11 protein-coding genes are annotated in these 11,189 nt (G+C 61.7%); 7 read left to right on the top strand and 4 right to left on the bottom strand.

What is annotated here, in order from left to right:
- Positions 1–26: 26 nt before the first annotated feature.
- Positions 27–677, top strand: a complete 651-nt coding sequence (gene lolA / locus Q7V20_RS23810) for an outer membrane lipoprotein chaperone LolA (RefSeq protein WP_304796683.1) — start codon at positions 27–29, stop codon at positions 675–677.
- Between the two features lie 28 nt (positions 678–705).
- Here the strand turns inward: lolA and Q7V20_RS23805 are convergent, their stop codons facing one another.
- Entirely contained in the window at positions 706–2,463 is a 1,758-nt protein-coding gene (locus Q7V20_RS23805; RefSeq protein ID WP_304796680.1) for a DEAD/DEAH box helicase, read from the bottom strand.
- Between the two features lie 492 nt (positions 2,464–2,955).
- On the opposite strand from Q7V20_RS23805, the gene Q7V20_RS23800 reads away from it, so the two are divergent.
- A complete protein-coding gene (locus tag Q7V20_RS23800; protein WP_304796678.1) occupies positions 2,956–4,263 on the top strand; it encodes a replication-associated recombination protein A in 1,308 nt (435 codons plus the stop codon).
- 21 nt (positions 4,264–4,284) lie between these two features.
- Here the strand turns inward: Q7V20_RS23800 and icmH are convergent, their stop codons facing one another.
- From icmH to tssJ, 3 genes are read right to left on the bottom strand one after another with little or no spacing between them, the layout of a single operon-like run.
- The gene (gene icmH, locus Q7V20_RS23795) at positions 4,285–5,034 is read right to left on the bottom strand and encodes a type IVB secretion system protein IcmH/DotU (protein WP_304796675.1); all 750 of its coding nucleotides are present in this window, start codon (positions 5,032–5,034) and stop codon (positions 4,285–4,287) included.
- Between the two features lie 31 nt (positions 5,035–5,065).
- Positions 5,066–6,433, bottom strand: a complete 1,368-nt coding sequence (gene tssK / locus Q7V20_RS23790; protein ID WP_304796672.1) for a type VI secretion system baseplate subunit TssK — start codon at positions 6,431–6,433, stop codon at positions 5,066–5,068.
- Positions 6,434–6,455: 22 nt separating this feature from the next.
- Positions 6,456–7,133 carry a type VI secretion system lipoprotein TssJ gene (gene tssJ, locus Q7V20_RS23785; protein WP_304796669.1) on the bottom strand — a complete coding sequence of 226 codons (678 nt, stop codon included), beginning with the start codon at positions 7,131–7,133 and terminating at the stop codon, positions 6,456–6,458.
- A 257-nt stretch (positions 7,134–7,390) separates the two neighbouring features.
- On the opposite strand from tssJ, the gene Q7V20_RS23780 reads away from it, so the two are divergent.
- From Q7V20_RS23780 to tssE, 5 genes are read left to right on the top strand one after another with little or no spacing between them, the layout of a single operon-like run.
- Positions 7,391–8,050, top strand: coding sequence for a lipopolysaccharide assembly protein LapB (locus Q7V20_RS23780; RefSeq protein ID WP_304796666.1), 660 nt, complete (start codon positions 7,391–7,393; stop codon positions 8,048–8,050).
- Positions 8,051–8,077: 27 nt separating this feature from the next.
- The gene (tssB, locus tag Q7V20_RS23775) at positions 8,078–8,593 is read left to right on the top strand and encodes a type VI secretion system contractile sheath small subunit (protein WP_304796663.1); all 516 of its coding nucleotides are present in this window, start codon (positions 8,078–8,080) and stop codon (positions 8,591–8,593) included.
- Between the two features lie 4 nt (positions 8,594–8,597).
- Entirely contained in the window at positions 8,598–10,076 is a 1,479-nt protein-coding gene (gene tssC / locus Q7V20_RS23770) for a type VI secretion system contractile sheath large subunit (protein WP_230181986.1), read from the top strand.
- A gap of 41 nt (positions 10,077–10,117) precedes the next feature.
- Positions 10,118–10,678, top strand: a complete 561-nt coding sequence (locus Q7V20_RS23765) for a type VI secretion system tube protein Hcp (RefSeq protein WP_230181987.1) — start codon at positions 10,118–10,120, stop codon at positions 10,676–10,678.
- 44 nt (positions 10,679–10,722) lie between these two features.
- Positions 10,723–11,187 (top strand): type VI secretion system baseplate subunit TssE, encoded by a 465-nt coding sequence (tssE, locus tag Q7V20_RS23760; protein ID WP_304796658.1) that lies wholly within the window; start codon positions 10,723–10,725, stop codon positions 11,185–11,187.
- Positions 11,188–11,189 lie beyond the last annotated feature (2 nt).

The raw sequence follows: 11,189 nt of genomic DNA, 5'->3' as shown, positions 1-11,189 counted from the left end.
AAGCGACAAATTCAATGACACCGACGATGCGAAACAGATTCACCTGGAAGCCCGGGGCATTGGCCTTGGCGCTGAGCGCCTCTTTGGCGAACACGGCGCACGCCGATGGCGTGGCCACGCTGCGCGCCTTCGTGAAGGACGTGAACACAGGCCGGGGCAACTTCACCCAGCTGGTGACCTCGCCCGATGGCAAGAAGACCCGCAAGTCCGCTGGCAGCCTCGAGTTCCAAAGGCCCAACCGCTTTCGCTTTGCCTACAGCACACCCACCGAACAATTGATCGTGGGCGATGGGCAAAAGGTGTGGCTGTGGGATGCCGACCTCAACCAGGTCACCGTGAGGCCCATGAGCAATGCGCTGGGCGCTTCGCCCGCGGCGCTGCTGTCAGGTGCGTCGCTGGACAAGGACTTCACGCTGAAGGATGTGCCGAAGCCATCCGCAGCAGGCGCGGATTCAAATCTGGAATGGGTGGAAGCGGTGCCCCGCGACAAGGACGGACAGTTCCGTTCGGTGCGGGTCGGGTTCAAAGCGGGCGTGTTGGCCGCGCTGGTGATCGAAGACGGCTTTGGCCAACGATCAAGGCTGGATTTTGCCCAGTTTGAATCACGGGTGGCTTTGCCAGCCACCCGCTTTCAGTTCACGCCCCCGGCAGGGGCGGATGTGCTGGACCAGCCCTGAGGCCAATCCAGTCTGACTGATTGATCAATCAGTCTTCGCGCTTGAAGCCGCCACCTTGGCGCTTCGGGCCGCCGAAGGAAGGCTTGCCACCGAACGAGGGCTTGGGGCCGCCGAAAGAAGGCTTGCCGCCAAACGAAGGCTTGTTGGCGCCGAAAGAGGGCTTGCCACCGAACGAAGGCTTGCTGTCGCCACGGGGGCCGCCACCAAACGCAGGACGGTCGTCACCACCGGCAGGGCGGAAATCGCCACGCGGTTGATCATTGCCAAAGCTGGGGCGGCTGTTGTAGCCACCTTCAGCAGGGCCATCACGACGCGGGCCACGGTTCTGATAACCGCCGCCATTGCCGCCGCCGAAACCACCTTCGCGCTGACCGCCGCCGAAGCCGCCTTCACGCGGGGCGCCGTACGAACGGCCACCACCACCAAAGCCACCTTCACGGGGGCCACGTTGACCAGGCATGGGCTTGCCATGGCGCATCGGGCCGTTGGAAGGCGAGGGCGCCTTGGGTTCCAGGCCGGCGATGGTCGCCACGGGGATGTTCTGCGTGGTGTAACGCTCAATGCGGCGCAACATGGGGATGTCACGGCGTTCGGCGATCGTCACGGCCAGGCCACTGCGACCAGCACGGCCCGTGCGGCCAATGCGGTGAACGTAATCTTCTGGCTTCATGGGCATGCCGTAGTTGATCACGTGGGTGATCGTGGGCACGTCGATGCCGCGGGCGGCCACATCGGTGGCAACCAGGATCTTCAATTGACGCTGACGCAAGGCTTGCAGCACGCGGGTGCGGCGGCCTTGGGGCATGCCGCCGTGCAGGGCAGCAACTTCATGGCCCATGTCGGCCAAACGGTCGGCCAAGATGTCGGCGTCGCGCTGGGTGCTGGTGAAGATCACGGCTTGGTCAACGTCACGCTGGGTCAGCAGGCTGTCCAGCAGGTCGTTCTTGTGCGCGAAGTGGTCGGCATAGTGCAGACGTTGTTCGATGTTGTCGTGGCTGTCGGTGTGCGAAGCCACGTCGATGCTTTGGGCATCAGGACGGGTCAGGCGCGCAGCCAGCTTGCCCACGTGACCGGCGAAGGTCGCGCTGAACATCAGGGTCTGACGATCGGCGGGCGTTTGCGAAGCGATGTGCTCGATGTCTTCGATGAAGCCCATGTCCAGCATGCGGTCGGCTTCGTCCAGGACCAGCACTTCCAGGTTGGACAGCACGCAGACGCCGGTGCCCAGGTGGTCGATCAAACGGCCAGGGGTGGCGATCAGCACATCCAACGGGCCACGCAGGGCCTTGAGCTGGGCGGCGTAAGGCACACCACCGACGACGGTGGCAACGCGCAGACCTTGCATGTGGCGACCATAGGTCGAAGCGGCCTTGGCCACTTGCATGGCCAGTTCACGGGTGGGAGCCAGCACCAGGATGCGGGGACCATGGACGGTGCCCTTTTCACGGCGCTTGCCATCGTTGCGGGCGCTGATGAGGCGTTGCAGGGCGGGCAGCATGAAAGCGGCGGTCTTGCCGCTGCCGGTGCTGGCGGCAACCTTGATGTCGGCGCCGTTCATGGCCACGGGGATCGATTGGATCTGGACCGTGGTGGGCTGGGTGTAGCCGGAGTCGGTCAGGGCCTTGATCAGGACAGCGTCCAGACCCAGGTCCGAAAAACGCACGCCACCGGAGGTGTCGACCGCGGTGTCTTCTTCAGCGCCGACGTCGTCGGTGGCCACGTCGAGTTCGCGGGCCAAGGCGTCGATCTTCGACGGCTCGGTGGAGGGATTAAATTCTTGATTCATGATTATTCTTTCAAGCCAGGACAAAGCGCTGCCGCTTCCGGCGCAACCAGAAGGCAAAAGCGCTGCGACCAGGTGCCAACGGAAGGGTTGGTCAACCTGGAACAGGTGAGGTCGCTGTGGATTCGTGTCCGAATCGCGTGACAGGGCGGATGGCTGAAAAGCCAAAGCGCAAGGCGTCACGGTGAGCCGGTTTGGAAAGCGACGGCATCGCCGCCAACCGAGACTCAAGACACGACTATCAGTTGGCACCCGACGGTGCAACTCGGCTTGAAAAGGTCAGAGGGGATGAACGAAAACTCGGGTTTCTGTTTTGTCTGGAAAACCAGGCGAGCAGTTATCGGGTCAACCCGCATTATGTCATTGGCTGGGCGGCTTGTCTAGTCATGATCGCAGATCAATGCTTGAACACCCCTCAATGCAAGGGCCATGGCTGGCTGCGGCGACAATGCTTCCATGCAAGAAAGCCTGTCTTTGCCATTGGATCCCCCGGAGATGTCTCGCGATGCGGCGGCGAGCAAGGCGGCTTTGGCCGCGCCCCTCGCCGAACGCCTGCGGCCCAAGACCCTGGATGAGGTGGTGGGGCAGGATCACCTGCTGGGCGCGGGCCAACCTTTGCGAGTCGCTTTTGAGTCTGGCCAGCCCCACTCCATGATTTTGTGGGGTCCGCCCGGTGTGGGCAAGACCACCCTGGCGCGCCTGATGGCCCAGGCTTTTGACGCCCAATTCCTCAGCATTTCGGCCGTGCTGGGCGGCGTCAAGGACATCCGCGAAGCGGTGGACAAGGCACTGCTGGCCCAGCGCAATGGCCTGCGCACCATCGTTTTCGTGGACGAAGTGCACCGCTTCAACAAGGCCCAGCAGGATGCCTTCCTGCCGCACGTGGAGTCGGGCCTGTTCACCTTCATTGGCGCCACCACCGAAAATCCCTCGTTCGAGGTCAACGCGGCCTTGCTGTCGCGGGCCACGGTGCATGTCTTGCGGTCCATGGACGATGAAGCCATGGCGCAATTGCTGGCGCGTGGGCAAGAAGCCTTGCAAGGGGCGGCCCTGACGCCAGAGGCTTCCACGCGCTTGATTGCCTATGCAGACGGCGATGCCCGGCGCTTGCTCAACACCTACGAGACCTTGACTGGCATGCTCAAGGGGCGTCCGCTCATCGATGAGGCCGCGCTTGAAAAATCCCTGGGCGAACAACTGCGTCGGTACGACAAGGGGGGCGATCAGTTCTACGACACGATCTCCGCCCTGCACAAGTCCGTGCGTGGCTCAGACCCCGATGCGGCCTTGTATTGGTTCGTGCGCATGGTCGATGGCGGTGTCGATCCACGCTACATCACACGGCGCCTGATCCGCATGGCCAGCGAAGACATTGGCCTGGCCGACCCGCGCGCGCTGCGCATGGCTCTGGATGCGGCCGATACGTATGAACGCCTCGGCACGCCGGAAGGTGAGCTGACCTTGGCCCAATGTGTGATCTACCTGGCCATGGCCCCCAAGAGCAATGCGGCCTACAAGGCCTACAAAGCGGTGCGTGCCTGGGTCAAGCAGGACACGACGCGCCCCGTGCCGCTGCACCTGCGCAATGCGCCGACCAAGCTGATGAAGAACCTGGGCTTTGGTCAGGACTACCGCTATGCCCACGACGAGCCTGATGCCGTGGCCGCTGGTGAAAACTATTTCCCTGACGGCATGACGCCGCAGGAGTTCTACCAGCCTGTGCCCCGCGGCCTGGAGATCAAGATTGGTGAGCGCCTGACGCAATTGCGCGAACTGGCTGGCAAGCGCGGTGCCAAAGGCTAACGTTTGCCTGGATCGGTTGCCTCAAGGCAGCGTGATGGTGATGTTGGCCACCTGCGGTGCCAGTTGCACGATGTCATGGTGCTCAGCCAATGACTGCTGCGTGAAGTGATTCAGGTTCCAGCGCAAGCCCACGAAGGCCAGCAAGGACAGCAATCCGAACACCGAGGCGATGACCCACAGCGGCACCTCATGCTTGAGCTGGTGCGACACCTGGTCGGGTGCAGCCCAACTGGGCGCAAAGGCCGCGCGTTTGCCTTTCAGGCGCGAGATCTCATCACCCAGGCGTGAGGTCAAATAGCCCAGCTTCTCGGTGCCTTCGATCAGGTACTTGCCTTGAAAGCCCAGCAGCAGGCACATGTGGAAGACTTCCAGCGTGCTCACGCGCGCCACGCCTTGCGAGCGCAGGTCCTCCAGCTTGGTGAAGAATTGCTCGCCCGCCAGTTGCTCGCCGAAGAACTGCAGTTGCAAAGGCAGCCGCTGCCAGGATTCGCGCGCTTTGAACGAAGACATCAGCATGGCCTCATCCACCGTGGCGCAGAACGCGTACTTGCAAGCGTAGATGTCTTCAGACGAGGCGTGCATGCGGGTGGCTCCCCGCTCAAAAGCGGTCAGGAACTGCTTGACCCGCTCGCGAAACACCTCGGCCTCAAGGGGGGCGTGCTTGGCCTTGAGCAGGAACAGCAGGTAGAAGCCGTCGTACATCAGGTCCAGCAGGCTGCTGGCTTCCTTGGCGCGAACGGCGCTCGTTGGGGGGATGGTGGCGGTGGACATCAAATCACCTTGTGGGCAGTCATGGGCTGCATCACGGGTTGACCGCGATGAGTTCCAGCTTGAGTTCATTCAGGCCTGACGGTGCATAGACCGTGAGGGCCTGCGCTTGCAGCATGCGTTCGTAGAGCGATCCGCGAGGCTCCAGCGTGAAGTAATAACAGCCAGGCCGGACGGGTATGGCCGCGGGCACCTGAGGCGCGTGCACCAGCTTGACCCCGGGCATGGCCGACAGGACCAACTTGTCGACGTCTTCGGGCGCGCCAAGCTTGAAACGCATGGGCACCACATCCACCAACTCCGAGGGCGACATGCTGGCCGACACGCCCAAATAGAGCTGCGTACTCGGCTTGATCTGCTCGGAGTCCAGGCGACCCAGGTGGAACGACGGCTGATGCTCGGTCAAGGCGATCGAGAAGTAGCGGGTCGAGATAACCGTCTCCAGCAACTCGCGCACGATGTGGTCCAGGCGAACGAAGGCGGGGCCCGAGTTCTGATGATCGTAGGCGGGCAGGTCGGCCAGGGTGAAGGTTTTGGAGAAGGTCAGCAAGGCGCCCGCCAACTCCAGCAGCTTCTCGAACAGCCGCTCGGGGTGCAGGCCGGGGTGCCTGGCCAGGTGCGACAGGCCCGCGAAGGCCGAGCTGGCTGTGTGCAGCAACCAGAATGAAGCGACGTCGCCCGACCTGAACTCGATGATGTTCTTGCTGGGCTCGCGGTGCAGGCCATAGAGGGCATCGACCTTGGCTTGCAAGACGTCCAGCAAACGACGCAGGTGCAGCACCAGTGCGGCTGAGGCTTGCACATTCAGGCTCGGTGGGATGAAGCGCCCATCGTGCTCGAAGCTGCCGGTGGCGGTGCGCTTGATGCGTAGCAAGGGCAGGGACACCAGATGCGCGCGGGGCTCGCTGTCCGACAGCAGCTTGGCGGACTTGCGCAGCACGGTGACCTCGGCGGTCACGGCATCGGTGTAGGCATCGGCCGCTTGCGTGTGGCTGCGGTAGTAGCGCACGGCGGTGTCCGCCTCTTCGCGTGAGGTGGCGAAGTTGGTGCCGCTGCTGCGCACAGGCGCCAGGGCCAGGTGGAACACCAGCTCCTGGCCGCTGGCGCCATTCACGTTCGAGGCCTGAAGTGAATCCAGGGCCACGGGCGGTGGCAACTCGTCTTCGGCGGGTGCGTTGAACAACTCGCCATCGGGGAACACCACTTGAAGCTCAAGCACCCGCAACAGGCCGGTCTGCAAGGCATCGGGATCGACCTTGATGTGGCGCACACCCCAGGCATAAGGGTGCAACAGGCGCGACATCTGCGACAGGCGCCATTCGTGATAAGCGTCTTGTTGCTGGAAGTGCTGCGGGCGAAGGAACAAGCCTTCGCCCCAAAGGATCTTGGGTGACTGGATCAAGGTTGGCTCGCTGAATGTTTTTTTAAGGGCAGGGCACGGCCACAGAGCGCGCCAGGTTCAAGGGCTGGCCGATGGGCTCGCCCACTTGCACACTCATGGCACAGGCGTGCAGCCCGATGGACAGGCCGCTCTTCTCGGCGGATTCGCTGCGAAAGGCATGGCGCCAGCGTTGGGGGGACGGCTTGCGAAACAAGGCGACGATGCCGACGTAGCGGACTTCGCGGGCGACCTTGTCGAGCACCTCATCGTGCTGGCCCGGGATCATCTGGACATCACGCGTTTCGATCACGTCATCGCCCATGTGTGCTTTCTCTTTGGCGGGATCGCCAAACACCTCGTAGGGTGCTTGCAGGAAAGCGTTGGGGCTGCGCAGCTTGTAGATGCGCGTGAGCAGTGCCACTGATTCGCCGGACGGTGCGACGTTGAGTGAATCGCTGGCATGAATGCGCCAAGTGATCTTGCGGTTCGGCAACTGCACTTCGGGCACTGGCGGCAACTCGGGCTTCTTCAAGCCAATCGCCTCCAGCGCCTTGTCCTTGTAGCCGCCAATCGTTTCCATCACCGAGCCACTGGGCGCCTCTTTCGGCATGCTCAGCCGCTCAAGTTCGGTGGGGGGCACTTTGACGGGTGGCGTTGATGTGCAGGCGCATAGGCCCATCAGCATCCATGCGCTCAACAGCGCGCCCAACCGTGTCTCCATCCCTGTGTTCATGCCGCTAGTGTAAGAACGCCGATGCCCTGATTTGGAGGCATCCCCCATCAAGGGGGTAGACCAGTTGCAACCGAATGCAAGAGTCTGTAACGCACCCCAAAGGGGGAGAAGTCGGCCAGATGTTTTCGGCTTTAATTCGACCTGTCGGCCACAGCGAGAGCGTGATGCCGAGGTCAACATAAACTGTTCAGGGAGTTCCCAAATTGCTGTATACCCATGTGCGCCGCGGCCTGTTGAGCGCGGTGATGGCTTCTCTTCTTTGCGCCTTGACGGCTTGCAGCATTGCGCCCAAACAAGGTGATGCTGCTGCGGCCAGTGCCGCCACCGCCGAGAAGCTGACCGAGCGCCTTGATGCCGCCGACAAAGCCCAGAAGCTGGGCAAGACCGAAGACGCTTTGGTGGAGTTGGACACGGCCATCAAGGTCGATCCGGCCAGCAAGACGCCCTGGCTGCGCAAAGCCCAGATTTATTTCGATGCGCGCCAGTATGGCCAGGCCATCACGGCGGCGCAAGAGACCTTGCAGCGCGATACCACCGACCTCACCGCCAAAAGCATCCTGGCCGTCAGCGGCTTGCGTGTCAGCGCCCAGGCGCTGGAGCAATTGCGCAAGGCCAATGAAGTCAATGGCTCAGCACGCACAGAAGCCGAAAGCGTGGCCAAGCTGATCCGCGAGGCCTTGGGTGAGCCCATCCTCGTGCCGCCAATCGCGGCGGCTTCCGGGCCTGAGGTCAAGCCTGTGCGTGCCAAGCGCCGTGTGACCTCGCCCCTTCGTCCCGTGGCCACCGCTCCCGCACCGGTGGTGGCCTCTGCAGCCAGAACCCCAGCCACCAATCCGGTGAGCGCGCTCAATGCCGCGCCGCCGGCGGCCGGAGGGCGCAACAACCCCTTTGGTGCTTTGAAGTAATCAGTTTCCACAGAGAGGAGTTTTGTCATGGCCAAAAACGACAGTGTTCAAAAGCGTCTGGAGCGTGTTCGCCCCCCACGTGTTCAATTGACGTATGACGTCGAGATCGGCGATGCGATCGAGCAAAAGGAATTGCCTTTTGTGATGGGCGTGATGGGTGATTTCACCGGCCAGCCTGATCCTGACAAGCCGGTCGTCCGCTTGAAAGACCGCAAGTTCGTCAACGTGGACCTGGACAACTTCGACGAAGTGCTGTCGGGCATGGCGCCCCGCGCCAGCTACCGCGTCAAGAACAAGCTCAGCGCTGATGGCGGCGAGTTCGCCGTCAACCTCGATTTCAAGAAGATCGACGACTTCCGCCCGGAGTCGGTGGTCGAGCAGGTCGAGCCCCTGCGCAAATTGCTGGAAGCCCGCACCAAGCTTTCCGATTTGCGCAACAAGATGGCCGGCAACGAAAAGCTGGAAGACGTCCTGGGCGATGTCCTGAGCAACACCGAACAGCTCAAGCAGCTGGGCGCAGAAACACACCAAGCCGAGGAGTGACACCATGAGCGCACAACTGCAATCCAATGGCCAGCCCGTGGCCGCCGACGCCTTCAGCCTGCTGGACGACATCGTCGCCAAAAGCAAGGTCGCCAAGACCGACACCGAGCACGCCCGCGCCAAGGACATCATTGGCGAGTTGGTCAAGGAAGTGCTGCAAGGCACGGTGGTGGTCTCCGACAACCTGTCGGCCACGCTGGACGCCCGCATCGCCGAGATTGACCGCCTGATTTCCGACCAGCTTAGCGAAGTGATGCACGCCGCCGAGTTCCAGAAACTGGAGTCCTCGTGGACCGGCCTGCACTACCTGTGCAAGCAGACCTCCACCGGCGAGAAGCTCAAGATCAAGGTGTTCAATGCCACCAAGAAAGAGCTCGTCAAAGACTTCAAAACCGCCATCGACTTCGACCAGTCAGCTTTGTTCAAGAAGGTCTACGAAGAAGAGTTCGGAACCTTTGGTGGCGCCCCTTTCGCGGCCCTGATCGGCGACTTCGAAGCGGGCCGCGGCGCTGAAGACATGTACTTCTTGGACCAGATGTCGCATGTGGCGGCCGCCGCTCATGCGCCATTCATCTCGGCGGCCTCGCCCGAGCTGATGGGTCTGGACACCTTCACCGACCTGGGCAAGCCACGCGACATGGCCAAGGTGTTCGACACCGTGGAATACGCCAAGTGGAAGTCCTTCCGCGAGTCGGAAGATTCACGCTATGTGGCTTTGACCTTGCCGCGCTTCCTGGGCCGTCTGCCTTTTGACCCCAAGGATGGCAACACCACCGAAGGCTTCAACTTTGTCGAAGACATCGACGGCACCGACCACAGCAAGTACCTGTGGGTGAATGCCGCCTACGCCTTTGGTGCCCGCTTGACTTCGGCGTTCGAAATGTACGGCTGGTGCGCGGCCATCCGTGGCGTGGAGGGTGGCGGCCTGGTCGAAGACCTGCCCACCCACACCTTCAAGACCGACGATGGCGAAGTGGCCTTGAAGTGCCCCACCGAAATCTCGATCACCGACCGCCGCGAGAAAGAGCTCAGCGACCTGGGCTTCATCCCCCTGGTCCATTGCAAGAACACCGACTACGCCGCCTTCTTTGGTGCGCAATCGGTGCAAAAGCACAAGAAGTATGACAACCCTGCCGCCACGGCCAACGCCACCTTGGCATCGCAACTGCAGTACATCTTCTCGGTATGCCGCATCGCGCACTACCTCAAGGCGATGATGCGCGACAAGATCGGCAGCTTTGCCTCGGCGGGCAATGTCGAGAGCTTCCTCAATGCTTGGATTGCTCAGTATGTTTTGGCCGACGACAGTGCGTCGCAAGAAGCCAAAGCCAAATACCCCCTCAGGGAGGCATCCATCGAGGTGCAGGAAGTCCCCGGACGACCTGGGGTGTACCGTGCGGTCGCTTTCGTGCGCCCGCATTTCCAGCTGGATGAGTTGTCGGTGTCGCTGCGCCTGGTTGCAGAACTGCCCAGCGGGGCCTAAGGCGCATCCATTTCTTTAAAAACATCACGGAAGGAAAAATAATGAAAGACATTTACATCGAGTTCAAGAACTCGGCCATCAAGGGCGACGTGCGTGACTCCGTTCACGGCAGCAATGCCGCGACTGGCCAGAACGCCAAGCCCACGATCGAAGTGGACTCCTGGGCCCACCTGATCCGCCAACCCAAGTCGGCTTCGGCTTCGACCGCTGGTGGCCACACCTCCGAGCGTTGCGAGCACGACGAGATGGTGTTCGTCAAGGACATCGATTCGTCCAGCCCCAAGCTGTGGCAAGCCGCCTCGCAAGGCCTGGTCACCCCTGAAGTCGAAATCACGTTCTACCGCTCCAGCGGCCAGACGGGTTCGTTCAACAGCGGCACCAAGAACGACCGCGTCAAGTACCTGGTCATCAAGTTGAAGAACGTGCTGATCTCGTCTGTGGCCCCCACGGTCTCGGAAGAAGGCATCCCCAAGGAAACCTTCGGCCTGAAGTATTCGGCCGTGGATTGGGCTTACTCGGCGTCCAAGCTGGACGGCAGCCAAGGTTCGGTCACCGGCACTGGTGCCTGGAACCTGGCCACCAACACGTCGACCTTCGCTTGATCGACTGAACGGACAAGCGGCGGCCTCGTGCCGCCGCTTTTTTCATGATGACTTTGTTTGGACTGAATCTGCTGGAGAAATTGACCGATGACCACCGTGACGAACGGGGGCACACATCGATCGATCAACTCAAGGACAGCGTGGCGCGCGATGTCGAATCGCTGTTGAACTCGCGTTGTGGCCTGCCCGAAGGCATGTTGGGCGGTTTCACGAATTGCCAGCAGTCCTTGCTGTCTTTTGGGTTGAAGGATTTTGTTTCGCTGTCGCTGGCCAACCAGGGTGACCGCGCCTTGATCTGCGAAGACATCCGCTCAGCCTTGCTGGTGCATGAGCCGCGCCTGCAAAACCCGGTGGTGCAAGTGAACAGCACGGCTGGGCCCGGACAGCGTTTGCACTTTGCCATTCAGGCCTTGTTGATTGCCCATGAAGCCAATGAGATCGTCAGCTTCGACGCCGTCTTGCAGCCGGTCAGTCAACGCTATCAAGTTTCTCGCGGACGCAACGCTTAGCC

Origin of the sequence: Aquabacterium sp., assembly GCF_030652515.1 — a bacterium.
Lineage (GTDB): Bacteria > Pseudomonadota > Gammaproteobacteria > Burkholderiales > Burkholderiaceae_C > Aquabacterium.
The sequence above is the reverse complement of the archived record's forward strand: the minus strand, read 5'-3'. Positions and strand labels throughout refer to the sequence as shown.

Coding starts and splice junctions, on each gene's coding strand:
- Q7V20_RS23805 (WP_304796680.1), bottom strand. CDS start 2,463: ATGAATCAAGAATTTAATCCCTCCACCGAGCCGTCGAAGATCGACGCC.
- Q7V20_RS23765 (WP_230181987.1), top strand. CDS start 10,118: ATGAAAGACATTTACATCGAGTTCAAGAACTCGGCCATCAAGGGCGAC.
- icmH (WP_304796675.1), bottom strand. CDS start 5,034: ATGTCCACCGCCACCATCCCCCCAACGAGCGCCGTTCGCGCCAAGGAA.
- Q7V20_RS23780 (WP_304796666.1), top strand. CDS start 7,391: ATGGCTTCTCTTCTTTGCGCCTTGACGGCTTGCAGCATTGCGCCCAAA.
- tssJ (WP_304796669.1), bottom strand. CDS start 7,133: ATGGAGACACGGTTGGGCGCGCTGTTGAGCGCATGGATGCTGATGGGC.
- Q7V20_RS23800 (WP_304796678.1), top strand. CDS start 2,956: ATGTCTCGCGATGCGGCGGCGAGCAAGGCGGCTTTGGCCGCGCCCCTC.
- tssB (WP_304796663.1), top strand. CDS start 8,078: ATGGCCAAAAACGACAGTGTTCAAAAGCGTCTGGAGCGTGTTCGCCCC.
- lolA (WP_304796683.1), top strand. CDS start 27: ATGCGAAACAGATTCACCTGGAAGCCCGGGGCATTGGCCTTGGCGCTG.
- tssE (WP_304796658.1), top strand. CDS start 10,723: ATGATGACTTTGTTTGGACTGAATCTGCTGGAGAAATTGACCGATGAC.
- tssC (WP_230181986.1), top strand. CDS start 8,598: ATGAGCGCACAACTGCAATCCAATGGCCAGCCCGTGGCCGCCGACGCC.